Raw genomic sequence first — 26,876 nt, 5'->3', positions numbered from 1 at the left:
GATCAGCCGGCACACGGCAATGAGCACCGAGGCTCGTAAACCGCCGCTCCAGATCGCCCTGAAGATCAGGCGCCTTCTGGGTGGCAAGGCAGGCTGGAACGGCGTTGCCGTCCAGTTTGCTTTTGCGGCGGTGTTGGGCTGGGTCGCCTACGAGATCATCTCGAATGCGCGAGCCAACCTTGAAAAACAGCACATTGCAGCCGGCTTCGGCTTCCTTGCCAACAACGCCGGCTTCGACGTCAACCAGACCCTGATTTCCTACACCGGCTCCGACACGTTCCTGCGCGTGTTCGTGGTCGGGCTTCTGAATACGGTCGTGGTCTCGGTGGTGGGCATCGTGTTCGCCACCTTGATCGGCTTCGTCGTCGCGCTGTGCCGGCTGTCGCCGAACTGGCTGGTGTCGCGCGTCGGCGAGATCTATGTCGAGATCATCCGCAATTTGCCGCTGCTGTTCCAGATCCTGTTCTGGTACCTGGCCGTGCTCGCGGCGCTGCCCAATCCCAGGCAGAGCATTTCGTTGCTGGGCATCGCCTTCATCAGCAATCGTGGCCTCGTCATTCCTCAGCCGATTGGCCAGCCCGGGCTGGAGCCGTTCGTGGCGGCCCTGGTGTTCGGCATCGTCGCGGCGCTGGGCTTGCGCATCTATGCGCGCCGGGCGCTGTTCCTGCGCGGGCAGTTGATCCGCATCTGGCCTTACGTGCTGGGCCTGTTGATCGGGTTGCCGCTCGTCACGATGGCGGTGTTCGGTCTGCCCTTCACGGTCGAGCTGCCGCAGCTCAAGGGTTTTAATTTCGCCGGCGGCGCGCGCATCATTCCGGAATTCGTCGCGCTGACGCTGGCGCTGTCGACCTATACGGCTGCCTTCATCGCGGAGATCGTGCGCGCCGGTATCCTGTCCGTCCACACAGGGCAGATGGAGGCGGGAGCCTCGCTCGGCCTTTCCCGTGGCAACACGCTGCGGCTGATCGTGGTGCCGCAGGCCATGCGCGTGATCGTGCCGCCGCTCACCAATCAGTACCTCAATCTCACCAAGAATTCCTCGCTCGCGGTCGCGATCGGCTATCCCGACCTGGTATCGGTATGGGCGGGCACGTCGCTGAGCCAGACCGGGCAGGCGATCGAGATCATCGCCATGACAATGGGCGTCTATCTCCTGATCTCGCTCCTCACCAGCGCCCTGATGAGTATCTATGGCTGGCGACTTAGCCGGAGTCTCGGCGCATGAGCGACATCACCGCCTCGGCCTTCGTCCGCCAGGACCTGGTCACCGAGCGCCCCGCGCCGATCAAGACATCAGGGCTTGTCGGCCTGCTGCGCACCCGCCTGTTGAACTCGCCGACCAATATTCTGCTCACCATCGTCGGGCTCCTGCTGCTCTGGTTCACGATCATTCCGTCCGTCAGATTCCTTGTCGTCGATGCGGTCTGGACCGGCAGCGACCGCGGCGCCTGCCTGACCGAGAACGCCGGTTCCGCGGTCGGCGCCTGCTGGCCCTACATCCAGGCCAAGCTGCCGCAGCTGATCTACGGCTTCTATCCCGAGGCCGAGCGCTGGCGGGTCAATCTTGCACTGATCTTGGCTGCAGCCCTGCTGCTGCCGCTGCTGATTCCGCGGCTGCCGGCCAAAGGCCTCAACGCCGGCCTGTTCTTCCTGGCCTTTCCTGCCGTGGCGTTCTTCCTGCTCCATGGCGGCGGCATCACCGGATTCGGCCTGAGCTGGACGGCCGGCCTGCTTGAATTGTTCGATGACAGCATCGTCAGCGCCGGGCAGGTCGTGCTCGGCCTGAGTGGGACGTCGGCCATCGCGCCGCTCCTGTGGCTCGTTGGTCATCTCATCACGCTGCTCGGAATCGCGTTTCACTGGCTGATCTTCCCGCTGAGCTGGCTGCGCGACCAGATCCAGCAGACAGGCCAGCCGGTCTGGGTCGACCTCGTCCTCACGGCCGCATTCGTCTCGCTGACCGGCTTTGTCCTCGGTGGCGGCATGCGCGGCGGCTGGCGCGCGCTCGGGTCCTGCATCGCCACCTTTGTCGCCGTCGCGATCATCATCAAGCTGATGGGCCTCGACCGCGGCGGGCTGCCGATCGTCGCCACAAATCTCTGGGGCGGCCTGCTGGTGACACTGGTGGTCTCGGTCACCGGCATCGTCACCTCGCTGCCGATCGGCATCGCGCTGGCGCTCGGCCGGCGCGCTTCCATCCCCCTGATCCGAATCTTCTCGATTGCCTTCATCGAGTTCTGGCGCGGCGTGCCGCTGATCACCGTGCTGTTCTTCGCCACCTACATGCTGCCGCTGTTCCTGCCGGGCAATTTCTCCGTCGATGGTCTGGTGCGCGCGCTGATCGGCATCGCATTGTTCACCGGCGCCTACCAGGCCGAGAACGTTCGCGGCGGGCTCGCTGCGATCCCGCGCGGGCAGAGCGAGGCGGCGGCGGCGCTCGGGCTGTCGTGGTGGAAGACGACCTCGCTGATCGTGCTGCCGCAGGCCCTGCGTCACGTCATTCCGAACCTCGTCAACAGCTTCATCTCGCTGTTCAAGGACACCTCGCTGGTCTCGATCGTGGCGCTGTTTGACCTGTTGGGCTCGCTCCGGGCCTCGTTCTCGGACCCGAAATGGGCGACGCCGTCGACGGCGTTCACCGGCTTTGCCTTCGCCGGCATCATTTATTTCCTGTTCTGCTTCGGAATGTCGCGCTACTCACTTTTCGTCGAGCGCCGTCTCAACGCCCACCGCCGCAACTGATCGAGGCCGTCATGCCTGCTGACCCCATCGTCAACATTTCCGGCCTCAACAAATGGTACGGCGAATTTCACGTGCTGCGTGACATCGACCTCGAGGTCGTCAAGGGCGAGCGCATCGTGATCTGCGGCCCGTCAGGCTCGGGCAAGTCGACTCTGATCCGCTGCATCAACGCGCTGGAGGAATTTCAGGAGGGCCAGATCGTCGTTGACGGCATCGAGCTCGGCCCGAACTTGAAGCATGTCGATGCCGTGCGGCGCGAGGTCGGCATGGTGTTCCAGAGCTTCAATCTGTTCCCGCACCTGACCGTGCTGGACAATTGCACGCTGGCGCCGATCTGGGTGCGCAACATCCCCAAGAAGGACGCCGAAGAAACCGCGATGAAATTCCTGGAGCGGGTGAAGATCCCGCACCAGGCCAACAAGTTTCCCGGCCAGATGTCGGGCGGCCAACAGCAGCGCGTCGCCATCGCGCGCGCCCTCACCATGAATCCGAAGGTGATGCTGTTCGACGAGCCGACCTCGGCGCTCGATCCTGAAATGGTCAAGGAGGTCCTCGATACCATGGTCGATCTTGCCGGGGAGGGCATGACCATGCTGGTCGTCACCCACGAGATGGGCTTTGCCAAGGAAGTCGCCAACCGCGTCGTGTTCATGGACGCCGGCCAGATCATCGAGGCCAACACGCCGAACGAATTCTTCGCCACCCCGCAGCACGCCCGCACGAAGCTGTTCTTGAGCCAGATCCTGCGCTGATCTCGCAGATTTCCGCAGGCGGTCGTGACGACCGCGATCTGCCTTGCGATCGCAATGGCGCAGAGCGAGCGCCTTACACCAACCCCTTCGAGCCGCCCGTGCGCGCAGCCAACAAGAAGTCCACGTCGGACCACCGCCTTGCACGCGTCTCGCAAGGCAGGGCGCGTCCGACCTGGAGCCGGCGCCTGACTGTCCGGACCTAGACGAACGGCAATTTGATGTTGCTGCGCTTCTCCAGCCATTCCGGCACAGGAAGGTTCTTGGCGCGCATGAAGTCGGCGTTGAACAATTTTGACTGATAGCGGCTGCCGGAATCGCAGAGAATGGTGACGATGGTCTTGCCCGGCCCGAGCTGCTTGGCGAGGCGCATCGCGCCCACAATGTTGATGCCAGTCGAGCCGCCGAGGCACAGGCCTTCGTGCTGGAGCAGCTCGTAGATCACCGTAACAGCTTCGGCATCGGGAATGAGGAAGGCATCATCGACCTTCGCACTCTCGACGATTGCGGTCGCGCGACCGAGGCCAATGCCTTCCGTGATGGAGTCGCCGGGGCTCGCCTTGGCGGTGCCGGTCTTGAAATATTCGAACATGGCGGCGCCGTGCGGATCGGCGCAGGCAATCCGGACGTCCTTGTTCTTCTCTTTCAGATAGCGGCTGGTGCCGGCGAGCGTGCCACCGCTGCCGACTGAGCAGACGAAGCCGTCGACCTTGCCGCCGGTCTGCGCCCAGATCTCGGGGCCGGTCGATTCATAATGTGCCTTGGCGTTGTCGAGGTTGTTCCACTGGTCGGCGAACAGGACGCCGTTCGGCTCGGTCTTGCGCAGCTCATCGGCAAGGCGGCGGCCGACATGCTGGTAATTGTTCGGGTTGGAGTAGGGCAGCGCGGGCGATTCCAGCAGCTGGGCGCCGCACAGCTTCAGAAAATCCTTCTTCTCCTGGCTCTGCGTCTCCGGGATCACGATCAGCGTGCGATAGCCGCGCGCGCTCGCCACCACCGCGAGGCCGATGCCGGTGTTGCCGGCGGTCGCTTCCACCACGAGGCCGCCCGGCTTCAGCTCGCCGCGCTTCTCGGCTTCCTGAATCATCCATTTGCCGGCGCGATCCTTGACCGATTGGCCAGGATTCATGAACTCGGCCTTGCCGAGGATCGTGCAGCCGGTCAGTTCGGACGCGCGCTTGAGCTTGATGAGCGGGGTGTTGCCGATGGCTTGGACAACGTCGTTTTTGATGGTCATGTCAGGCAATACCGGCTGGTTTCGCGATTGGACGCGACCCTAAAGTAGGGTCGCAGGACACACAAGGCGAGGGCGCACACTCATATTGCTGAATTGCGAAGGTGGCTTGCCCCAACGGATCGGCTTCGTCCCACCGGATCGAAGGCGACGATCGAAAGGCTCACAATCGCAGGATAGCGAAGCGGGCGAGAACGATGTGGCTGCAATACCACATGAAATCTTCGTAAGCTTGGTTGTGTTTCTGAGCCTGTTGGAAGCTGAAAAAAGTCTGCAAGACAGGCACTTCTTACATTTCGAGAGCCCCTGCGCCGGCGCGTTCGGCTGTGCGTTTCGCAGGTGCGGGACTGTCCCGCGGTTCCGCGCCCGGCTAGTATTGCTTCCAGGTTTTGCAGAAAGCATCACGCTGTGAACGAGTTGGATCAACGCCTCCCGCCGTCTGCCCGCGAATCGGCTAATCCGGCCGCGCGGCGGCGGCATGTTCTGCCCGGCGGGGGGTGGATGTGACACAGCGGGTTCCGGCCGTTGCCGTCAGGCAATTCCTTGGTCGCGCGTTCCGCACGCTGCGAGCGGTCGCAGTCGTGTGCCTGGCGTCGAGCTCGGGCGCCTGCGTGCTGACCCAGGACCTTCCCGATCCCGCGCTCGATGTCCCCGCGCAATACAAATATGCCGGCAAGACGGATGCGCCGCCGACTCTGGATTGGTGGCGCGGCTTCCGCTCGGCGGAGCTGACACAGCTGATGGAGGAGGCGCAGACCGTCAACCTCGATATCGCAGCCGCGGTCTCGCGCATCGTCGAGGCCGACGCCCAGGCGCGGCAGGCCGGCGCGGCGCTGCTGCCGAGTTTGTCGGGCAGCGGGCAGGAAACCTATTCGCGCACCTCGGGCTCGAGTTCGTCGGGCCTGACCAACGGCGGCCGCGAGGTCGTCAACTACTCCGCGTCGCTCAGCGCCAGCTACCAGCTCGATTTCTGGGGCCAGAACCGCGACGCCCTCCAAACGGCGGAGGAGACCGCCAAGGCCAACCGCTTCGACCGCGACACCGTCGCGCTGACGACGCTCGCAGCGGTCGCCAATGCCTATTTCCAGGTGCTGTCGTCGCAGGACCGGCTGCGCACCGCCCAGCGCAACATCGCCAGCGCCCAGCGCATCCTCGATGCCATCCGCGAGCGCCGCAAGGCCGGCACGGGTACCGATCTCGACGTCGCCCAGCAGGAGAGCGTGCTGGCCAATCAGAAGGCGCTGGTGCCGCCGCTGCGCCAGACGCTCGACCAGAACAGCAACGCGCTCGCGGTGCTGGTGTCGCGTCCGCCCGAGAGCGTCCGCCTTGCGGGTGGCTCGCTGGACAGGATCGCCATCCCGCGCGTGACGCCCGGGCTGCCGTCGGAGCTGCTGACGCAGCGGCCGGACATCCGCCGGCAGGAGGCGCAGCTGGCCTCCGCCACCGCCAATATCGGCAACGCCCGCGCGCAATTCTTCCCGACCATCCAACTCACCGGCAATGGCGGCTACCAGAGCTCGGCACTGGTCTCACTGTTCCAGCCGCACGCAGCGTTCTTCCAGCTTGTCGGCAGCGCGACGCAACCGATCTTCGACGGGGGCAAGATCCTCGGCAATTTCGAATATGCCAAGGCGCGGCAGGAGGAATTGCTGCAAACCTACCGCAAGACCATCGTCCAGGCCTTCACCGACGTCGACAACGCACTATTTTCAATCAAGCAGACAACGATCAAGCTGCAATTGCAGCGCGATGTCGTCAACGCCTCGCGGCGCGCCTTCGATCTTGCCGAGCAACAGCTGCGCGCCGGCACGGCCGATATCGTGACCGTGCTCAACACCCAGCTGACGCTGTTCCAGGCCGAAGACACACTGTCGCAAGCGCAGCTCGCACGCCTTCTCGCCATCGTCAGCCTGTATCAGGCACTCGGCGGCGGCTGGGAGCCGCGAATGGAGAAACCGGTCAATGCTCTTTAAGCCGGATATGAAGGACAACGCGAAAGACGGGACGGCGAAGAAGTCGCGCGGCCGCGGCTTCGTCATGACGCTGATCACGCTCGCGATCCTCGGCGGCCTCGGTTATCTCGGCTGGTCCGTGATGCATCAGCAGCCGCAGCAGCAGGCGAACGGACGCGGCCAGCAGCGCCCCGATCTGCCGGTGCCGGTGCTGGCGGCGACGCCCAAGGTTCAGGACGTGCCCGTCTATCTCGACGGCGTCGGCGCGATCCGCGCGCTCAACACCGTCACTGTCCGCTCGCAGGTCGACGGCAAGCTGATCGCGGTGAATTTCACCGAAGGCCAGGACGTCAAGAAGGGCGACGTGCTGGGTGAGATCGACCCCGCGCTCTACCAGGCGACCTACGACCAGGCGGTCGCCAAGAAGGCGCAGGACCAGGCCCAGCTCGCCAACCAGCGCATCGACCTGACGCGCTACGAGCAGCTGGCTGCCTCCAATGCCGGCTCCAAGCAGCAGGCCGACACCCAGCGCGCGGCGGTCGCGCAGACCGAGGCGCTGGTCAAGGCCGATCAGGCCGCGATCGACAATGCGGCCGCGACGCTGAGCTATACCAAGATCGTGGCGCCGCTGTCGGGCCGCGTCGGCCTCCGTCAGGTCGACCAGGGCAACATCATCCACGCCTCCGACACCACCGGCCTGGTCGTCATCACCCAATTGCAGCCGATCGCGGTGTGGTTCAGCCTGCCGCAGCAGCAGATCATGCGGGTCAATGCCGCCGCGGCGAAGGGCGCGCTGTCGGTCGACGTGTTCGGCAATGACGGCGTGACCGTGATCGACACCGGCAAGCTCACCGGCATCGACAACCAGGTCGACCAGACCACGGGCACGCTCAAGCTCAAGGCGGAATTCCCCAACGCCAACTACCAGCTCTGGCCGGGCCAGTTCGTCAATGTCCGCCTCAAAGTCGAAACGCTGAACCAGGCGCTGGTGGTGCCGACTTCTGCGGTGCAGCGCGGACCGATCGGCACGTTCAGCTATGTCATAGGCGAGGACAACGTGGTTACGGCCAAGCCCGTGACGGTGACGCAGCAGAACGAGCATGATGCAGTCATTGCGAGCGGCCTGACGGCGAACGACAAGGTCGTTACCACGGGCTTTGCCAATCTGTCCGATGGCTCCAAGGTCGTCATCGGCCGCGACGAGCAGACGCCGTCGGCCGACCTCGCCCCGCGCAAGCGCACGCGCGCTCCGCAGGCTGACGGGAAGGGCGGTCAGGCCAAGGATGGCCAGAAGGATGGCCAGAAGGATGGCCAGAAGGATGGCCAGAAGGACGGACAGGGCAGGGACGGTGAATTCCGCGCCAAGCGGAAGAGCAGCGAGGGCGATCAGAAGGGCCAGACTGGGCCTGCGCCGGGGCCGGGGGCTCAACCATCGGGGGCTCAACCATCCGGATCTGGAGCCAAGCAGCCATGATCCCGGCAACAGCCGCCTGAGCGGCAGGCGCATCACATGGGTGTCTCCGAACCCTTCATCCGCCGTCCGATCGCGACCTCCCTTCTTGGCATAGCGCTGCTGATTGGCGGGCTGCTGGGTTATTTCGCGCTGCCGGTCTCGGCGCTGCCGCAGGTCGACTTTCCCACCGTGCAGGTATCGACGCAGCTGCCAGGCGCGAGCCCCGACGTGATCGCCTCGCTGATCACGGCGCCGCTGGAGCGGCAGCTCGGCCAGATCCCGTCGCTGACGGCGATGAACTCGACGAGTTCGTTCGGCGTCAGCCAAATCTCGCTCCAGTTTGATCTCAACCGCGACATTGACGGCGCCACCCAGGACGTGCAGGCCGCGATCAACGCCGCTGCCGGCGTCTTGCCCAAGACGCTGCCTTATCCGCCGACTTACGCCAAGGTGAATCCGGCCGACGCGCCAGTGATGACACTGGCGCTGCGCTCGGACACGATCTCCCTGCGCGCGATGAGCGACATCGCCGACACGCTGCTGGCACAACGGCTCAGCCAGATCTCCGGGGTGGGGCGCGTCTCGGTGCTTGGCGGGCTGAAGCCGGCCGTGCGCATCCAGGCCGATCTGGCGCGGCTTGCCGCCTACGGCATCGCGATGGAGGACTTACGGGCCGCGATCGCCAACGCCAACGTCTCCGGTCCGAAGGGCTCGCTCGACGGGGCGCAGCAATCCTACATCATCGCGGCCAACGACCAGATCGCCGCCGCCGACGCCTACAGGCCTGTTATCGTCGCCTACCGCAACGGCTCGCCCGTGACGATCGGCGACGTCGCGCAGATCGTCGACGGGCTCGAGAACGACCGCACCGGCGGCTGGTACCAGGGCACGCCGGCCGTCATCATCGACATCCAGCGCCAGCCCGGCGCCAACGTCATCGATGTCGTCAGCCAGATCCGCGCCGAGATCCCGAAGGTGCAGCGAGCGATTCCGGCCGGCGTCAAACTGACCATCGTCTCCGACCGCACCGTCACCATTCGCGCTTCCGTCCATGACGTCCAGTTCACGCTGGTCCTTGCCGTCGTGCTGGTGACGCTGGTCGTGCTGCTGTTCCTGCGCTCGCTGCGCGCAACTATCATTGCCGGCGTGGCGCTGCCGCTGTCGCTGATCACGAGCTTCGGCATCATGTATTTTGCCGGGTTCAGCCTCGACAATCTCTCGCTGATGGCGCTGACGATCGGCACCGGATTCGTGGTCGACGACGCCATCGTGATGATCGAGAATATCGTCCGCCATATGGAGAACGGCGACAATGCGATGCAGGCGTCGCTGAAGGGCGCCAGCGAAATCGGCTTCACCGTGATCTCGCTGACGGTGTCGCTGATCGCGGTGTTCATCCCGCTATTGTTCATGTCGGGCCTCGTGGGACGCATGTTCCGCGAATTCGCGTTGACCTTGACCATCGCGGTCGTGACCTCGGCGGTGGTGTCGCTGACGCTGACCCCGATGATGTGCTCGCGGCTGCTCAAGCACGCCCACGAGGAACTGGCGGTGCCGGGGCTTGCCGCCATCAGCCGCTTCATCGACCGCACCGTCGAATTCTATCGCCGCACGCTGCTCGTGGTGCTGCGCCACCAGCGCACCACGCTGGTCGTCACTTTTGCGACGCTGGCGGCAACCCTCGTTCTCTACGTCGTCGCGCCAAAGGGGTTTCTGCCGCTGCAGGATACGGCGTCGATCACGGCGGTGACCGAAGCCGGGCCCGACGTCTCCTTTGCGGAGATGCAGAAGCGGCAGGCCGAGGCTGCCGACGCGATCAAGGCTGATCCTGACGTCACAGGTGTGGTCTCGGTGATTGGCGCCGGCTCGGTCAATCCGACCACCAATGTCGGGCGCCTCGTCATGACGCTGAAACCGCGCGGCGAGCGCGTCGACGATGTCGGCGTGGTCATTGCGAGGTTGAAGGACAAGGTCTCCGGCATTCCCGGCATGACCGTCTATTTCCAGCCGGTGCAGGACGTGCAGATTTCGACCCAGTCGAGCCGCTCGCAGTACCAGTATACGCTGACAGGTACCGACGCGACGCTGGTGTCGGAATGGGCCCGCAAGCTCGTCGACGAGATGCGGCGCGATCCCTTGTTCCGCGACGTCTCCTCGGAAGCCCAGGAAGGCGGCCTGCGCGCGCAGCTGGAGGTCGACCGCACCCGCGCCGGCCAGCTCGGCGTCAGCCTGCAAGCCATCACCGACACGCTCAACGACGCCTTCGCGCAGCGCCAGATCTCGACTATCTATGGCCAGGCCAACCAGTACCGCGTGGTGCTGGAGGCGTTGCCGATGTACCAGCGCGATCCCTCGATCCTGTCGAAACTGTACTTGCCGGGCGGCGCCAGCTCCTCCGCGGTCGGTGCGCCCAATGCCCAGGTGCCGCTCGACGCGGTGGCGACGTTGAAGCGCACCACGGCGCCGCTGGCGATCTCGCACCAGGCCCAATTCCCGGCGATCTCGCTCAGCTTCAATCTCGCGCCGGGCGCGGCGCTCGGCGATGCCGTCGATGAGGTGAAGTCGATCGAGACTCGCATCGGCATGCCCAACAGCATCGTCGGCGTCTATGCCGGCGATGCCGCCGAGTTCGCCAAGGCGCTGGCCGGCCAGCCCTGGCTGCTGCTCGCCGCCGTGATCACGATCTACATTGTGCTGGGCGTGCTCTATGAGAGTTACATCCACCCGATCACGATCCTCTCGACGCTGCCGTCGGCGGGCGTCGGCGCCATCCTGGCGCTGATCCTGTGCGGGCAGGATCTCTCGGTGATCGGCCTGATCGGCATCATTCTCTTGATGGGCATCGTCAAGAAGAACGCGATCATGATGATCGACTTCGCACTCGAAGCCGAGCGCGGTCAGGGCATGCCGGCCCACGAAGCCATCGTGCAGGCCTGCCTGTTGCGCTTCCGTCCGATCATGATGACGACGCTGGCCGCGCTGTTCGGCGCGCTGCCGCTCGCGATCGAGAGCGGCACGGGCGCCGAGCTGCGCTTCCCGCTCGGCATCTCCATCATCGGCGGCCTGCTGCTGAGCCAGTTGCTGACGCTCTACACCACGCCCGTGATCTATCTCGCGCTCGACCGCATCAACCGCCGCCTCGAGCAGGCGCTGCCGCCGCCCGAGCCCGAGGCGCCGACGGCCGGCGCGACCGAGGGGATGCAGTGATGGCGTCGATCTCGGAGCCCTTCATCCGCCGCCCGGTCGCGACCACGCTGCTGTCGATCGGTCTGTTCCTGCTGGGGGCCGTCGCCTACGAGTTCCTCCCCGTGGCCTCGGTCCCGAACGTCGATTTCCCCGCCATCTTCGTCTCGGCGAGCCGCCCCGGCGCCGATCCTTCGGTAATGGCGGCAACCGTCGCCGCGCCGCTGGAACGGCGGCTCGGCGAAATCGCGGGGATCAACCAGATCACGTCGACGAGCTCGCTCGGCACGGCGAACATCCAGCTCCAGTTCGACATCGGGCGCAACATCGACAAGGCGGCGCGTGACGTGCAGGCCGCCATCAACGCCGCGCTGGTGGATTTGCCCAGCGATCTGCCGGCGCTGCCGCGCTTTCGGAAAGCGAACACGGCCGGCGCGCCTGTCTTCGTGCTGGCGCTGACATCCAAGACACTGTCCGCCAGCGCGATCTACGACGTCGCCGACACCGTGCTGGCGCAGCGCATCTCGCAGGTACCCGGTGTCGGCGACGTGACGGTATCCGGCGCGGACCAGCCGGCGGTGCGGATCCAGCTCAATCCGGTGGCGCTGTCGAATGCGGGAATCGCGACCGACGACGTACGGACCGCGATCATCAACGCAAACCCGCTAGGTCCGGTCGGAATCTTCAACGGCGAACGCCAGAGCGAGACGCTGTCGCTGAACAAGCAGATGCGCACCGCGCAGGAATTCCGCGACATCGTCATCAAGAGCTCGGGCGGCAACTTCGTCAAGCTCTCCGACGTTGCCGAGATCGAGGACGGCGTCCGCAATGCGCGCTCGATCGCCTGGTTCAACAAGCAGCCGGCGGTGCTGATCCAGATCACCAAGCAGGGCGACGCCAACGTCATCGACACCGTCGACCGGGTGAAGGCGCTGATCCCCGAGCTGAAGCAGTGGATTCCGGCCGGTGTCGACGTTTCCACGCTGGTCGACCGCACCTCGACGATCCGCGCCAGCGTCATGGACATGCAATGGACGCTGCTGGCGACCGCAGTTCTCGTGATGGTCGTGGTGTTCGTGTTCCTGCGCCGGGTGACGCCGACCATCGCCGCCGGCATCTCGGTGCCGCTGGCGTTGGCCGGCACTTGCGCCGGCATGTGGGTCGCCGGCTTTTCGATCGACAATCTGTCGCTGATGGCGCTGGCGATCTCGGTCGGATTCGTGGTCGACGATGCCATCGTCATGATCGAGAACATGTTCCGCAATCTCGAGCACGGCATGCGGCCGATGCAGGCGGCGCTGGAGGGCGCCAGGCAGATCGGCTTCACGGTGGTCTCGATCAGCCTGTCGCTGATCGCGGCGTTCACCCCACTGATCTTCATGGACGGCATCGTCGGCCGCCTGTTGCGCGAATTCTCGCTGACGCTGACCTTCGCGATTCTGGTCTCGACCCTGGTGTCGCTGACGGTCACGCCGATGATCTGCGCCCATTATGTCAGGCAGACCACGTCGGGGTCCGCCACGCTGTTCGACCGCCTGATCGAAGGCTCGCTGTCGCGTGTCGTCGCGTTCTACACCCGGACCTTGCGCGCCGTGCTCGAGTTTCCGCTGCTGACGCTGCTGGTGTTCTTCGCCACCATCGCCCTGACGGTGGTGCTCTACATCAAGGTGCCGAAGGGCTATTTCCCGACGGATGACTCCGGCTTCGTGATCGGCGCGACGCGGGCCTCGGCCGACATCTCGTTCCAGTCGATGCTGACGCTGCAGCAGCGCCTCGCCGACATCGTGATGCAGGATCCGGCCGTGGCCGGCATCGGCTCGACGGTCGGCAGTGGCGGTGGCCCGGGCGGCGCGACCTCGAACCGCGGCGTCATGTACATTAGCCTGAAGCCGCCCGAGGAGCGCGACCACGTCTCGACGCAGGTCGTGATCGACCGGCTGCGGAAGGCACTGTTTCCCGTGCCCGGCATCCGTCTCTTCATGTTCGCCGCCCAGGACGTCCGCGCCGGCGGCCGGCAGAGCGATTCGAACTATCAATACACACTGTCGAGCACCGACCTCGACCTGCTGCAGAAATGGGCGCCGATCGTGGCCAAGCGCATGGAGACGGTCGAGGGCATCACCGATATTTCCAGCGACCGCGATCCCGGTGGACTTCAGCTGACATTGAACATCGATCGCCGCAAGGCCGCAGCACTCGGCGTCAAGGTCCAGGACATCGACAATGCCTTGAACAACGCCTTCTCGCAGCGGCAGATCTCGATCATCTACACCCAGCGCAACCAGTACATGACCGTGCTGGAGATCGATCCGAAATTCCAGGTCGATCCCTCCAACCTCGAGCGCATTTACGTCGCCGGCGCGGGTGACGTGCAGGTGCCACTGTCCGCCGTGGTGCATGCGAGCCGCGGGCTCGCTGCGCTCGCAGTTTACCATTCGCAGTCGGTGCCCTCGACCACGGTGTCGTTCAACACCTTGCCTGACGTGGAGCTCCAGGCTGCCACGCAGAACATCCAGCGCGCGGTCGACGAATTGCACATGCCCGAGGGCATCCGCGGCAGCTTCGACGGCAACGCCGGTGATTTCGCCAAGACCAGCGGTCGACAGCCGCTGCTCATCCTTGGCGCGCTGGTGGCGATGTATATCGTGCTAGGGGTGCTCTATGAGAGTCTCGCTCATCCGCTCACGATCATCTCGACGCTGCCCTCGGCCGGTTTGGGCGCGCTGCTCGCGCTGCAGATCACCAATACGCCGCTGACGGTGATCGCCTTCGTCGGCATCATCCTCTTGATCGGAATCGTCAAGAAGAACGGCATCATGATGGTCGACTTCGCGCTCGATGCCGAGCGCCAGCGCGGCCTGTCCTCTGCAGAAGCCATCTTCGAGGCCTGCCAGGCGCGCTTCCGCCCGATCCTGATGACGACCATGGCGGCGCTGTTCGCCGGCATTCCGCTGGTCATCGCGACCGGACCGGGCACCGAGCTGCGGCGCCCGCTCGGCATCACCATCATCGGCGGTCTGTTCGTGTCGCAGGTCCTGACGCTCTACACCACGCCCGTGATCTACCTCCTGATCGATCGCCTGCGCCGGAGATCCGAGCCACGCGCGCTGGCAGCACCGGCGGAATAGGCGGGTTGTTGAACCACCATACGAAGCGTATAGCGGCGATCATGTCGAACCCTGAAACCACGGCCGCCGTGGCCGAGCCGATTCCCGAATGCCCGCACTGCCGGAAGCCGATGCCGCTCTGCATCTGCGACAGTGTCACGCCCATCGAAAACAAGCTCTCGCTCCTGATCCTGCAGCATCCGCAGGAGCAGGACAGGGCGCTCGGCACGGCGCGGCTGCTGGCGAAGCATTTTGAGGATGCCACCGTGCGGGTCGGCCTGTCCTGGCCGAGCCTGTCCAAGGCGCTCGGGCATCCGATCGAGAACGCCTCGCACTGGGCCGTGCTGTATCTCGGCTCGGCCCGCGCGGCCGACCTCGATGTCGACGGCGAGATCGTCGCACTCAACCGCAAGGGCGAGGTCGCGGACAACCAGCGGGCCATTCTGGGAAAGCTCGAAGGGGTGGTGCTGCTCGACGGCACCTGGAGCCAGGCCAAGGCGCTGTGGTGGCGCAATCCCTGGATGCTGAAATGCCAGCGCGTGATCCTCAATCCGGCGCACCCATCGCGCTACGGTCGCCTGCGTCGCGAGCCACGCAAGGACGGGTTATCGACCATCGAGGCGGCGGCGACATTGCTGGCCGGGCTCGAGCGGCGCCCCGATATCGCCGAGACGCTGAACGCCAGCTTTGAGCGGCTGTTGACACGCTACCGCGAGGTTCAGGCCGAGATGCCCGAACTCGCGCCGAAGCCGGCACCGAAAGGCCGCCGGCGCGATTTCCGCCGTGGCAAGAAGGGTTGAGCGGCGCGGCTGGTTCTCGACGCTCTCCTCGTCCTCCTGCGGCACCGCATCGGCGGCGGAGGGCGGGAAGACGCTGTCATAGATCGCGCGCGCCTCGCGAATGAGGCGAGCCCGTTCCAGCTCGGATTTCGGGGTAAATCGGACGATCTCGCCCACGTGCTCTCTCCGGCGCTCGTTTGTCGGGACTGCATCCTCGGCTGAAGCGACGATTATGCCAGACGACCTGAATCAGGAGTTTCCGCGGGCCCAGAGGTAAACACGGTGACACCACCCGCGCGGCAGAGTTCCGGCGGCACGGCGAGGCCGGTGCAACGGTTGATTTTATGCTGGCATATCAGGGAGTTGTGATGGAGGCCACGACCAGAATTGAACTGGTGTACACGGTTTTGCAGACCGTTGCGTAACCACTCCGCCACGTGGCCTCAACGAGGGCGGAGCAATATAGGGGATCAACAGTTTAGGCAACCCCGCAGGCCTCGCGCTTGACGCCGAGGCCTCAGCCGGCGGCGTGCCAGCCTTCCGGAAAGGGCAGCAAAGGCCAGGCGCCCTCATTGTCGTTCGCGGCTTTGAGAGTTTTCTTGAGCATCGCATCGAAGCTCCACCAACGGTGCACCAAGTCCTCCTCCGGCGCGGGCGCAAAATCTTCATGAATCATGGCGTTGCGCACTGCATCCAGCATCAGGTTGAATTCGGCTTCGCTCATCGCACCCTCCGGAACGCGGATGGCGCACGGTCGCAAAGCCGGCTTGTGTCCCGATTGAGCCGATCGTTCGCTTTTTAACGATCGGACCATCACGCCCGTTTTGGTTAGCGATTTCTGAAAGATCCCAGGGAAACGCGGGAGTCCCACGGGAACTCCAGGAGGCCTCCAGGTGACGGCCAGTGTGAAGGAGATCACATCGCCCGCAATTCGTTCCTACTACCTCTGCCGTACCGGCCAACGCGGGCCCGGCGGTCAGGACACACGGGAGAGTGGTCATGAAGGCGAGATTCTTGCGGTCTGCAGGTGTGAGAAGCCGGGCGCGTCGTGCCTCGACCGTTGGGCTGTTCCTGACACTGTTCGCCAGCACCGCCCAGGCACAGCAGGGCACGCCGGAGCAGCGGCGGGCTTGCACCCCCGACGTCTACCGGCTCTGCGCCGGCGAAATCCCGAACGTGCGTGCCATCACGGCCTGTCTGCGGCGTAACCGCTCGAGCTTAAGCGAAGCTTGCCGCACCGTGTTCGACCAGGCCGGCGGTTGAGCAGCCCCTGTGGATTTGTGCGCAGCAAGTGCTTTGCTCGATCGGCACAAATTCATCCGGAAGCCGCTGTGGATATGCTGCGGACAAGCTGTTGAGCGGCGGGTACCAGGCGCAGATCGGACGAACCATCTGATCACATCAGACGAATTCACGACGGCGCGCGCGCCGTGGATCGTCTTGCGGCGAAACCAACCGCTTGTTCGGCAGAACCGCGGCGTCCTGGTTTCGGCCGACCGTCTACTTTAGCGCTTGCCGAACCACTCCTCGTAGATCCGCTGGTAGGTGTCACGCTCGCGCAGCCCCAGAAGCGCTTCGTTGACCTGCTTGCGCAACGGACTGCCGGTCGGAAAGACGATGCCGTAATCTTCCCGGTGAAACACCTCGCCTACGATCCGTGCCGAACTCTGGCCGTCGTGGGTCGTGTAGTAGAGCAGGGCGGGTGCATCGAACACGACCGCGTCGATCTGTTGCTTCAACAGTGCATCGTAGAGGTCGTCGACTTTCTCGAACTCGACCATGTGAGCACTGACCTCGTTCAGATAGGCCGTCGCGGTGCTTCCTCGGGTCGTGCCGACGGTCTTGCCGACGAGATCCTGCGGACCGTTGATCGGGCCCCTGATCTGCTGGACCGTCAGTGAAGCGGTCAGCTGCGCCGTATAGAAGGCGACGAACACCACGCCGGTGAACATCCACAGCACAGCGACGATCCGGGCCATCCAGTGCCGGGGCATCTGGTCGGCCTGAGTGGCCAACGTGCCCGCAGCCCAAAACATCGCATGGAAGATTCCCGGGAAATATTTCCGGGTCGGAATGATTCCGCTGTGATGCGTTCGCTCGACCAGGAACATCAGATGAGCCGGCACGAGGATGAGCAGAAGCGCAATGCCGAGCCAGACCAGCAGGGTCCGTGAGAAGAACAGTTGCATCAACTCGCGCAACGGATTGGCTTGGACATTGACGGCCGTGCCACGCACCATAATTTGCAAACCCGAGTTCATGATCGGCAGAGAGAAGTCGAATTTGTCCTCCCGCTCCGACGTGATCGAGATGGCTGCGATGGCGAGATCGGCCCGTCCATTTCCCACGGCGTCAAGCAATTCGCTCACATCGGGCAACACGAGGTATTCGGTCTCGCGGTTCAGCCGTTTGCCGATGCTGTTCCAGAGCTCGATACTGAAGCCGCTCAGCGTGCCGTTCTTCTCGAGGACCATGGGCGGCACTATGCGGGTTGCCACCCGGAGCTTGGCAGTCTCGGCTTGAGCCGCGGACCAGGTCAGGCAGAAGAGCAGTGCCAACGCCAGCCCTCGGGCGGCCTCGGCCGCAAGTGCCCAACGCAGTCGAGCGGCTCGAGCGCGAGAGCTGGTCGCCGGTTGCGGACGAGTCATCGATGGCTGTTTCCCGGTGCTCGAACCGCCCCGTCGGGGACAGTCCCGTTGGGATTGATGGCCCAGTCCAATATAAAACACCATCCATTGCGTTGCCCGACCCACGAAACACCCGATCCGCGGATCAGTCGTCGCGCGAAATATCCCGATTTACCGAATTTTGGATTCCCGGGTCAGAGCCTGCGCCGACGTCAGGAGCCGGGGGCCGATTTCGATCGGGGATTTCGAATGAAGTCTTGGCCCGCCCTGACTTACCGGAGGAGGGCCCCGGTAGGCCCTTTCTCGATGCTTTGCGAGTGATCACGAATTCGTCCTTTGCAAGCGCAACCGGCTTTGTTATACGCAGCCGCGCGCGAACGAACGGTTCGCCTTTTCCTCGGTAGCTCAGCGGTAGAGCATCCGACTGTTAATCGGATGGTCGCTGGTTCGAATCCAGCCCGGGGAGCCAAATTCCGCTTTATCTTCAAGAAGTTGCGATCGCCGCTGATGCGCGCGCGATATTGTTCGATCGTTCTCTCGGCGTTCTCGCGGGCAAGCCAGCGCAGGATCGTCGCGCGGATGTGTGCGGCGGCGGCACGATCGCCGCGCGGGCAGCACCAAATCGACTTAATTCAAATCGAGCTTGGCATGGCCGGACTCTTATGGAGCTGATTCCCATGCCCGACATCGAGATCGACCGCGCCCATCAGTCCCCCTCGACTCCGCCGGCCGCTATCCCCGAGTTGAGCGACGACGAATGCCTGGCCTGTCTCGCCCGGGCGGTCGAGACGCCTGATTCGGCACGGCTGGGCGAAGTGGCGGCGCTGATCGGGCGCCTTGCCGTCGCGATCGAATAGCCCAATCATCTCCGATGAGTGCGTTGCCTGGCCGTTGGCTGGCAGGCCAACGGACGTGTTGCGTTTTCGCGGTGCCTGTTCCAAAGATGCCGCCAATTCATTCCCGCGGCATCGTCCGCCATGCAGGGTTCCGCAAATGTCCGGTTTTTCGACCGCGCGCCAAAAAATGGTCGATGGCCAGGTGCGCACCAATGATGTCACCGATCGCCGCATTCTCGATGCCATGCTCACGGTTCCCCGCGAGGCGTTTGTGCCGGCGAGCCGCCAGGCCCTGGCCTATCTCGACCTCGATCTCGACGTCGGCGAGGGTGCTTCCAAGCGCTATCTGCTCAAGCCGCAGCTGATCGGCAAATTGCTCCAGGCCGCCGAGATCGGCGAAGGCGACAACGTGTTGGTCGTCGGCTGCGCCACCGGCTACCTCGCCGCGCTGACCGCGAAGCTTGCGCGCCAGGTCACTGCAACGGAATGCGATTCGGCGCTGGTGGCAAAGGCCAGGGATGCCCTTGCCGCCAGCGGGCTCACCAACGTCACCTGCAAGGCCGCGCCCTGCGCCGAGGGCGACCCATCTGCCGCGCCCTATGACGTGATCGTCCTCAATGGCGCCACCCAGGTGACGCCGCATGGTCTGTTCGGCCAGCTCAAGGAGGGGGGGCGCCTGGTGGGTGTCTCGGCCGAATCCCGGCCGTCGCGGGCCATGATTGTGACGCGCTCCCACGGCGAATTCGGCTACCGGCCCCTGTTCGACGCCGCAGCCCCGGTGCTTCCCGGGCTGGAACGGGCTGCCGCGTTCGTCTTCTGACGGCCGAAACCCCGTTAAAATCCCGTTCCGAATCAGAAGTGTGGCCGGGATGCTGCACGTGAAGAGTTTCCGCTGAGAACCACCCTGAGGTAGTTCCGTCGCGCTTGACCCCGTCCTATGTTGCGACGGGGCCACGAGTCCACTCGGATACGGTAACCAGGTTTGCGGGCACGGGCCTGGCGTGAGAATGAACGGAATTTCAGGGATGCATGGGGTGAAGCTTTTCACCGGAGCAGCGGTTTCGGTCCTCCTGACGGCGTTAGCCGGACCGGCGCCTGCGTTGGCGGATACGATCGAGGCAGCGCTGGTGCGCGCCTATCAGAACAATCCGCAGCTCAACGCGCAGCGCGCGCAGGTGCGATCGACCGACGAGAACGTGCCGCAGGCGCTTTCGGGCTATCGCCCCAAGGTCGCTGTCACGGCGAGCGCTGGCGTTCAATACACCGATACGAACACCACGGCCGGCGGATCGCCGACTGCGATCGTGCGGACCGAAACCCACGGCACCAACGCGCCGCGCAGCGTCGGTGTGACGGCGACGCAGAACCTGTACAACGGCAACCAGACTGCCAACCGGACCCGTGCCGCCGAGAGCCAGGTCTCCGGTGCGCGTGAAGCGTTGCGCGTGCTGGAGCAGACCGTTCTGCTGCAGGCGGCCACCGTCTACATGGATTATCTGCGCGATGCCGCGACCCTGGAAGTCCAGCGCAGCAACGTGCGCGTGCTGGAGCAGACACTGAAGCAGACGCGCGACCGCTTCAACGTGGGTGAGGTGACCCGCACCGACGTCGCGCAATCCGAGGCGCAGCTGGCGGCCGGCAATACCCAGGCGTTGACGGCCGAATCGAACCTGACCACGACCCGCTCCAACTTCCGGCGCATCATCGGCAACGAGCCGAGCAATCTCGCGCCGGGCTCGCCTGTCGATCGTTATCTGCCGGGCTCGCTCGCGGCCGCGGTCAGCCTGAGCCTGATCGAGAACCCGAACGTCACCGCCGGAATGTACGGCATCGACGTCAACTACCTTCAGGTGAAGATCAACGAGGGTGCGCTGCTGCCGACGATCAACTTCCAGGTCGCGGCGACGCAGTCCTACGAGCAGACCATGTCGATTTTCCGCTCGTTCGGCGCCTCGGCGGTCGCCTCGATCAATGCGCCGATCTATCAGGGCGGTGCCGAATATTCGTTGATCCGCCAGTCCAAGGAAAACCTGGCGCAGCAGCGCCTCAACCTCGAAACCACCCGCGACCAGACCCGTGCCAACGTGGTGACGGCGTGGGGTCAGCTGCAGGCGGGCAAGGCGCAGGTGCAGTCGGCGCAGGCCCAGGTCACGGCGTCCGAGATCGCGCTGAACGGCGTGCGCGAAGAAGCAAAGGCAGGCCAGCGCACCACGCTCGACGTGCTCAACGCCCAGCAGGCGCTGGTCAACGCGCGCGTCGCACTCGTCACTGCGCAACACGACCGCGTGGTCGCGTCGTACTCCGTGCTGAGCGCGGTCGGCCGGCTTGCACCGCAGGTGCTCGGTCTCAACACAACGGTCTACGATCCCAGCGTGCATTACCAGCAGGTCCGCGACAGCTGGGCTGGCGTGCGCACGCCTGACGGACGCTGATTGCCTGGTTCTCCGGTCGGCCTCGCAAACAGACGAGGCTGACCGGCGCCTTGCTTGCATTCATCAAAATCCCTGACATAGCCTTGCCTGGAAGCTGCGGGTCGATTCGCCCTGCATTTGGTGTTGCGTGCGTGATGCTTGGGTGGCGGGGCAGGGGCGCACCGCCTCACGTTGAGCCGTGATCTGGGGACAAGTCTGACTGTCGCGACGAAAATGTCGTGGCACACGTCCGGAACAGGCCAATCCTGTCGTGCTTGGTGTAAAACAACGCATGCGAGGGCGTTGATGATGTGGAGTCGGAGATGACGCAGCCTGCAAAGGTCACAGAACCCTCCATGGAGGAGATTCTGGCCTCGATCCGGCGCATCATTGCCGATGACGAGGCCAAGCCGCCGCCAGCGGAGACAGCAAAGCCTTCGCCGGCTGCTGCGCCCGCACCCAAGCCGCAGGCGATGGCTGACGTTCCGCCATCCAAGATCGCAGCCGCAAAACCTGCTGCTGAAAAGCCGGCGCCATCGCCGGTCGCAAAACCTGCGCCGCCGCCACCATCACCGCCTCCCGCAGCGGATGCCGGCCCCAACAGCCAGGACGACATCGACGCGCTGCTGGCGGGGCTCGATACGGCCACCGCGGCGCCCGAAATCCGCGCGCCGGAACCCGAGCCCGAAGCTGAAGGCGACGTGCTCGAATTGACTGACGATATGGCGATGGACCCGGAGCCGACACCAGCGCCGCCGCCGCCGAACTTCCACAAGGTCGAGCCGCGCGATGATCTCGAATTCGCGGAGGCGCCGCCGCCCCGTCCGACACCTGCGCCGTCCTATGCACCGGTGGATTTCGACGCGCCGCCGCTGCCGCCGCAGCAGCCGATTCTGGCTCAGTCGACCGTGTCGGCGGTCGAATCCGCCTTCAACTCGCTGGCCCACACGGTGCTCAGCAGCAATGCGCGGACGCTGGAGGATCTGGTCAAGGAGATGCTGCGTCCGATGCTGAAATCCTGGCTGGACGACAATCTGCCGGGCCTGGTCGAACGCATTGTGAAGGCCGAAATCGAGCGGGTCTCGCGCGGCGGCCGCTGAGGCAAGCCGCACGGCCGCGATAAAGCCCTGCTCCTGTGTCATATTTGACCTGCCGGTCGGGCCGGAAAGCCCTTTTGCCGCTGAGCTTTCCGTTGACTTGAACCCCGCGCGCGGCTTTCTAGCAGCCCCATGATCGAGAAAAACTACCAGCCCGCCGATATCGAAGCCCGCATGTCCGTGGTGTGGGAGGACAGCCTTGCCTTCAAGGCCGGCCGTCCCGACCGCCGCGACGCAGTGCCCTTCACCATCGTGATCCCGCCGCCGAACGTGACGGGCTCGCTGCATATGGGCCACGCCCTCAACAACACCCTCCAGGACATCCTGTGCCGTTTCGAGCGGATGCGGGGCCGCGACGTGTTGTGGCAGCCCGGTACCGACCATGCCGGCATCGCCACCCAGATGGTGGTCGAGCGCCAGCTGATGGAGCGCCAGCAGCCTGGCCGCCGCGAGATGGGCCGCGAGAAGTTTCTGGAGCGAGTCTGGGAGTGGAAGGCCGAGAGCGGCGATACCATCATCAACCAGCTCAAGCGCCTCGGCGCCTCCTGCGACTGGTCGCGCGAGCGCTTCACCATGGACGAGGGCCTGTCGAAGGCCGTGGTCAAGGTGTTCGTCGAGTTGCACCGCGATGGCTTGATCTACAAGGACAAGCGCCTGGTGAACTGGGACACCAAGCTCTTGACCGCGATCTCCGATCTCGAAGTGCAGCAGACCGAGGTCAAGGGTCACCTCTGGTATCTGCGCTATCCGATCGAAGGCAAGACCTTCAACCCCGAGGATCCCGCGACCTTTATCGTGGTTGCGACGACGCGTCCTGAGACCATGCTCGGGGATACCGGCGTGGCCGTGCATCCCGAGGACGAGCGCTATCAGAAGCTGATCGGCAAGAACGTTGTGCTGCCGCTGGTCGGCCGCAAGATCAAGATCGTCGCGGACGAATATTCCGATCCTGAGAAGGGCTCGGGCGCTGTGAAGGTGACGCCGGCACACGACTTCAACGATTTCGAGGTCGGCAATCGCCACGGCCTGCGCCGCATCAGCGTGCTGGACAAGGAAGGTCGCCTCGATCTCCTCGACAACGAGGACTATCTGCGCGGCCTGCCGGAAGGCGCATTGCAGTTCGCCGAGGAGTTCAACAAGGTCGACCGCTTCGCGGCGCGCAAGCGCATCGTCGAGCGGCTGGAATCGTTCGGTTTCGTCGAGCGAATCGAGCCGCACACCCACATGGTGCCGCATGGCGACCGTTCCAACAGCGTGATCGAGCCGTACCTGACCGACCAGTGGTACGTCGACGCCAAGACCCTGGCAAAACCCGCGATCGCGGCTGTGCGTTCGGGCGAGACGTCGTTCGTCCCGAAGAACTGGGAAAAGACCTATTTCGAGTGGATGGAGAACATCCAGCCCTGGTGCATCTCGCGCCAGCTGTGGTGGGGGCACCAGATCCCGGCCTGGTACGGTCCTGATGGCAAGGTGTTCGTCGCGGAGACCGAGGAAGAGGCCGTCAGCCACGCGCTGGGCTATTACGTCGAGCAGGAAGTCATCACGGTCGAGCAGGGCCGCGAGATGGCGCTCGATCGCAACAAGCGCGAGGGCTTTATCACCCGCGACGAGGACGTGCTCGACACCTGGTTCTCCTCGGCGCTGTGGCCGTTCTCGACCCTCGGCTGGCCCGAAGACGCGCCCGAAGTGCAGCGCTACTACCCGACCAACGCGCTGGTGACCGGATTCGACATCATTTTCTTCTGGGTCGCCCGGATGATGATGATGGGCCTGCACTTCATGAAGGAGGTGCCGTTCTCGACGATCTACATCCACGCCCTCGTTCGCGACGAGAAGGGCGCCAAGATGTCGAAGTCGAAGGGCAACGTCATCGACCCGCTCCACCTGATCGACGAATATGGCGCGGACGCGCTGCGCTTTACGCTGGCTGCAATGGCGGCGCAGGGGCGCGACATCAAGCTCGCCACCAGCCGCGTCGAGGGCTACCGCAATTTCGCGACCAAGCTGTGGAACGCCTCGCGCTTCGCGGAGATGAACCACTGCGCGGTGCCCGAGGGGTTCGAGCCGGCCAAGGCGAAGGAAACGCTGAATCGCTGGATCGCGCATGAGAGCGCCCACACCACGCGCGAGGTGACCGAGGCCATCGAGGCCTATCGCTTCAACGATGCGGCAGGCAGCATCTACCGCTTCGTCTGGAACGTCTATTGCGACTGGTATGTCGAGCTCGCCAAGCCCGTGCTGCTCGGCCCCGACAGTCCTGCCAAGGATGAGACCCGCGCCATGGTCGCCTGGGCACGCGACGAGATTTTGAAGCTGTTGCATCCCTTCATGCCCTTCATCACGGAAGAGCTGTGGGAGGTCACGGCCAAGCGCGACGGCCTGCTCGCACTGGCGCCCTGGCCGCTGAAGCCATCCGGGCCGACGCCGGAGCAGCTCGCGATGCTCGCGGCTGCGGCCGGACCGACTGATCCGCTGATCACGCCTGCGTTCGTGATGCCGATCTTCGATCATGCCGATTTCACCGATCCCAAGGCGGAAGCCGAGATCGGCTGGGTCATCGACCTCGTCACGCAGATCCGCTCGGTGCGCGCCGAGATGAACATCGCACCGGCGACGCTGACGGCACTGGTGCTCGCGGGCGCCTCGGCCGAGACCAGGGAACGTGCGCCGCGCTGGACCGACGTCATCAAGCGCATGGCGCGGCTGTCGGATATCTCCTTCGCAGATCGTGCGCCTGACGGAGCCGTTCAGTTGCTGGTCCGCGGCGAGGTGGCCGCGCTGCCGCTCAAGGGCGTCATCGACGTTGCCGCCGAGCGTACGCGGCTCGACAAGGAAATCGGCAAGGCCGAGGCCGACATCAAGCGTGCCGAGTCGAAGCTCGCCAATGAAAAGTTCGTCGCCAACGCGGCCGAGGAGGTCGTCGAGGAGGAGCGCGAAAAGCGCGAGGCGGCGCTGGCCCGCAAGGCCAAGCTGCTCGAGGCGCTGGAGCGGCTCAAGCAGGCGTCGTAGGCCTACTTCGGAAACGGCTTGCTCAAGAATTTGGAGCCCCTGACGCCATAGCGCCAGGGCAGCTCGACTGCCTTGGTGATGCCGATGCGGATGCCGGTCGCGACCTCGACGTCCGCCGTTCGCGCATGCAGTGCGATCGGTGGGCGATCCAGGGGCAGGGTGTTGTGCGCGATCGTGATGCCGAGCGCCTCTGTCAGCTTGCCCGGGCCCGAGCACAGTGCGTGCACGTCCTGGAGATGGCGACGGCGGCGCATCGCCGCGATCCCATGCGTCGGCTCCAGCGCGCGGATCAAGACGGCGGCGGCCGACCCGGCCCGCTCGCAGACGAAGTTCACGCACCAGTGGATGCCGTAGGAACGGTAGACATAGGCAAAGCCCGGTGGACCGAACATGATCTGGTTCCGCGGGGTCGGGCCGTTGTAGGAGTGCGCAGCCGGCTCGGTATGATGATAGGCCTCGACCTCGACGATGATGCCGCCGACACCGTCGACCAGCATGGTCGCGCCGATCAGATCGGACGCGACCTCGCGGACATCGCGGTCGAAAAAGGACCGCTTCAGGAGCTTGCCCAGCCGTGGTGTGGAAGTCTTCGAAACTGGAGCCATTCGGGGTGAGAATCGCCTGAGAACAGAGCAGGATATTGCCCATATCTGCCATGTTCCCTGAAGCGGCGCGAGCCGGGTTGCGGCAGGCAGCCAGACCGACTAGGTAGGACCTGAACAGACCGGACAGATCATGGTCGTTATTGTCGATACCATCACGAACCCGCTGCGCCCACGACACCCCGAAAAGGTGAACCGACCTGATTCCGCTTCGCCGGCGAAGCCGGACTGGATTCGCGTGCGCGCGCCTAACACCCGCGGCTATGCCGACACCCGCAACATCGTGCGCGCCAACGGCCTGCACACGGTGTGCGAGGAGGCGGGCTGTCCGAACATCGGCGAGTGCTGGGACAAGAAGCACGCGACCTTCATGATCATGGGTGACACCTGCACCCGTGCCTGCGCGTTCTGCAACGTCAAGACCGGACTGCCCAACGCGCTGGATGCGGCCGAGCCGCAGAATGTCGCCGAGGCCGTGGCCAAGCTCGGCCTTGCGCACGTCGTCATCACCTCGGTCGACCGTGACGACCTCGCCGATGGCGGCGCCGGGCATTTTGCCCGGACCATCCGCGCGATTCGGGCCGCGTGCCCCTCGACCACGATCGAGATCCTGACGCCGGACTTTTTGCGCAAGGAGGGCGCGCTCGAAGTCGTGGTCGCGGCGCGGCCCGACGTCTTCAACCACAATCTCGAGACGGTGCCTTCGCATTACCTGACGGTGCGGCCGGGCGCGCGCTACTTCCACTCGATCCGGCTGCTGCAGCGGGTCAAGGAGCTCGATCCCGGCATCTTCACCAAATCAGGCATCATGGTCGGCCTCGGCGAGGAGCGCCACGAGGTGCAACAGGTGATGGACGATCTGCGCTCGGCCGACGTCGATTTCCTGACCATCGGGCAATACCTCCAGCCGACCCGCAAGCACCACGCCGTGATGCGCTACGTGCCGCCGGACGAGTTCAGCTCTTACGAAAAGGTCGCCTACACCAAGGGCTTCCTGATGGTCTCGGCGAGCCCGCTGACCCGTTCGTCGCACCACGCCGGCGAGGACTTTGCGAAACTGAAGGCTGCGCGGGCAGCTAACGCCCGCTGAACTGC

The 26,876-nt window shown here is 64.7% G+C and carries 19 protein-coding genes and 2 tRNA genes; 16 read left to right on the top strand and 5 right to left on the bottom strand.

What is annotated here, in order from left to right:
- Positions 1-19: 19 nt before the first annotated feature.
- From ACVWZ4_RS29955 to ACVWZ4_RS29945, 3 genes are read left to right on the top strand one after another with little or no spacing between them, the layout of a single operon-like run.
- Positions 20-1,225: an amino acid ABC transporter permease gene (locus tag ACVWZ4_RS29955; protein WP_456703527.1), complete on the top strand. Its 1,206-nt coding sequence runs from the start codon at positions 20-22 to the stop codon at positions 1,223-1,225.
- Positions 1,222-2,742 (top strand): amino acid ABC transporter permease, encoded by a 1,521-nt coding sequence (locus tag ACVWZ4_RS29950; RefSeq protein ID WP_456741737.1) that lies wholly within the window; start codon positions 1,222-1,224, stop codon positions 2,740-2,742. Before ACVWZ4_RS29955 ends, ACVWZ4_RS29950 begins: the two co-directional genes overlap by 4 nt.
- 11 nt (positions 2,743-2,753) lie before the next feature.
- Positions 2,754-3,494: an amino acid ABC transporter ATP-binding protein gene (locus ACVWZ4_RS29945; protein WP_092232907.1), complete on the top strand. Its 741-nt coding sequence runs from the start codon at positions 2,754-2,756 to the stop codon at positions 3,492-3,494.
- Between the two features lie 199 nt (positions 3,495-3,693).
- Here ACVWZ4_RS29945 and ACVWZ4_RS29940 read toward each other — a convergent pair whose 3' ends face one another.
- Complete coding sequence (locus ACVWZ4_RS29940) at positions 3,694-4,728, bottom strand: cysteine synthase A (protein WP_456703529.1); 1,035 nt, start codon at positions 4,726-4,728, stop codon at positions 3,694-3,696.
- A gap of 494 nt (positions 4,729-5,222) precedes the next feature.
- Here ACVWZ4_RS29940 and ACVWZ4_RS29935 point away from each other — a divergent pair, with 494 nt between their 5' ends.
- The 5 genes from ACVWZ4_RS29935 to ACVWZ4_RS29915 are packed head-to-tail and all read left to right on the top strand — an operon-like array spanning position 5,223 to position 15,220.
- Positions 5,223-6,698, top strand: coding sequence for an efflux transporter outer membrane subunit (locus ACVWZ4_RS29935; RefSeq protein ID WP_456703530.1), 1,476 nt, complete (start codon positions 5,223-5,225; stop codon positions 6,696-6,698).
- Positions 6,688-8,151 (top strand): efflux RND transporter periplasmic adaptor subunit, encoded by a 1,464-nt coding sequence (locus ACVWZ4_RS29930; protein ID WP_456741736.1) that lies wholly within the window; start codon positions 6,688-6,690, stop codon positions 8,149-8,151. Before ACVWZ4_RS29935 ends, ACVWZ4_RS29930 begins: the two co-directional genes overlap by 11 nt.
- Before the next feature lie 36 nt (positions 8,152-8,187).
- Positions 8,188-11,337 (top strand): efflux RND transporter permease subunit, encoded by a 3,150-nt coding sequence (locus ACVWZ4_RS29925; protein WP_456741735.1) that lies wholly within the window; start codon positions 8,188-8,190, stop codon positions 11,335-11,337.
- On the top strand, positions 11,337-14,441 hold the full coding sequence (locus ACVWZ4_RS29920; RefSeq protein ID WP_456741734.1) for an efflux RND transporter permease subunit: 3,105 nt from the start codon (positions 11,337-11,339) through the stop codon (positions 14,439-14,441). Before ACVWZ4_RS29925 ends, ACVWZ4_RS29920 begins: the two co-directional genes overlap by 1 nt.
- Before the next feature lie 41 nt (positions 14,442-14,482).
- Complete coding sequence (locus ACVWZ4_RS29915) at positions 14,483-15,220, top strand: tRNA-uridine aminocarboxypropyltransferase (protein ID WP_456703534.1); 738 nt, start codon at positions 14,483-14,485, stop codon at positions 15,218-15,220.
- A 348-nt stretch (positions 15,221-15,568) separates the two neighbouring features.
- On the opposite strand, the gene ACVWZ4_RS29910 is transcribed toward ACVWZ4_RS29915, so the two are convergent.
- Positions 15,569-15,642: transfer RNA gene (locus tag ACVWZ4_RS29910), tRNA-Cys, on the bottom strand.
- 74 nt (positions 15,643-15,716) lie between these two features.
- Positions 15,717-15,923, bottom strand: a complete 207-nt coding sequence (locus ACVWZ4_RS29905) for a hypothetical protein (RefSeq protein WP_456735088.1) — start codon at positions 15,921-15,923, stop codon at positions 15,717-15,719.
- Positions 15,924-16,198: 275 nt separating this feature from the next.
- On the opposite strand from ACVWZ4_RS29905, the gene ACVWZ4_RS29900 reads away from it, so the two are divergent.
- Positions 16,199-16,462: a hypothetical protein gene (locus ACVWZ4_RS29900; RefSeq protein WP_456703536.1), complete on the top strand. Its 264-nt coding sequence runs from the start codon at positions 16,199-16,201 to the stop codon at positions 16,460-16,462.
- Positions 16,463-16,704: 242 nt separating this feature from the next.
- Here the strand turns inward: ACVWZ4_RS29900 and ACVWZ4_RS29895 are convergent, their stop codons facing one another.
- Positions 16,705-17,952: a transporter substrate-binding domain-containing protein gene (locus ACVWZ4_RS29895; RefSeq protein ID WP_456741733.1), complete on the bottom strand. Its 1,248-nt coding sequence runs from the start codon at positions 17,950-17,952 to the stop codon at positions 16,705-16,707.
- Positions 17,953-18,220: 268 nt separating this feature from the next.
- Here ACVWZ4_RS29895 and ACVWZ4_RS29890 point away from each other — a divergent pair.
- The 6 genes from ACVWZ4_RS29890 to ACVWZ4_RS29865 all read left to right on the top strand — a co-directional run bounded on the left by ACVWZ4_RS29890 (position 18,221) and on the right by ACVWZ4_RS29865 (position 25,179).
- Positions 18,221-18,295 (top strand) — tRNA-Asn (locus ACVWZ4_RS29890).
- Positions 18,296-18,503: 208 nt separating this feature from the next.
- Positions 18,504-18,683, top strand: a complete 180-nt coding sequence (locus ACVWZ4_RS29885; RefSeq protein WP_456741732.1) for a hypothetical protein — start codon at positions 18,504-18,506, stop codon at positions 18,681-18,683.
- A gap of 136 nt (positions 18,684-18,819) precedes the next feature.
- Positions 18,820-19,482, top strand: coding sequence for a protein-L-isoaspartate O-methyltransferase family protein (locus ACVWZ4_RS29880; protein ID WP_456703539.1), 663 nt, complete (start codon positions 18,820-18,822; stop codon positions 19,480-19,482).
- A 205-nt stretch (positions 19,483-19,687) separates the two neighbouring features.
- Positions 19,688-21,094, top strand: coding sequence for a TolC family outer membrane protein (locus ACVWZ4_RS29875; protein ID WP_456705281.1), 1,407 nt, complete (start codon positions 19,688-19,690; stop codon positions 21,092-21,094).
- Between the two features lie 302 nt (positions 21,095-21,396).
- On the top strand, positions 21,397-22,173 hold the full coding sequence (locus ACVWZ4_RS29870) for a PopZ family protein (RefSeq protein ID WP_456741731.1): 777 nt from the start codon (positions 21,397-21,399) through the stop codon (positions 22,171-22,173).
- 129 nt (positions 22,174-22,302) lie between these two features.
- On the top strand, positions 22,303-25,179 hold the full coding sequence (locus ACVWZ4_RS29865; protein WP_456735105.1) for a valine--tRNA ligase: 2,877 nt from the start codon (positions 22,303-22,305) through the stop codon (positions 25,177-25,179).
- A gap of 2 nt (positions 25,180-25,181) precedes the next feature.
- Here ACVWZ4_RS29865 and ACVWZ4_RS29860 read toward each other — a convergent pair whose 3' ends face one another.
- Positions 25,182-25,784, bottom strand: a complete 603-nt coding sequence (locus ACVWZ4_RS29860; RefSeq protein ID WP_456741730.1) for a DNA-3-methyladenine glycosylase — start codon at positions 25,782-25,784, stop codon at positions 25,182-25,184.
- Between the two features lie 130 nt (positions 25,785-25,914).
- Here ACVWZ4_RS29860 and lipA point away from each other — a divergent pair, with 130 nt between their 5' ends.
- The gene (gene lipA, locus ACVWZ4_RS29855) at positions 25,915-26,871 is read left to right on the top strand and encodes a lipoyl synthase (RefSeq protein WP_456741729.1); all 957 of its coding nucleotides are present in this window, start codon (positions 25,915-25,917) and stop codon (positions 26,869-26,871) included.
- Positions 26,872-26,876: the final 5 nt, after the last annotated feature.

It is taken from the genome of Bradyrhizobium sp. USDA 4472 (assembly GCF_054058595.1).
Note: the sequence above shows the minus strand (reverse complement) of the source record. Positions and strands in the feature narration are given on the sequence as shown.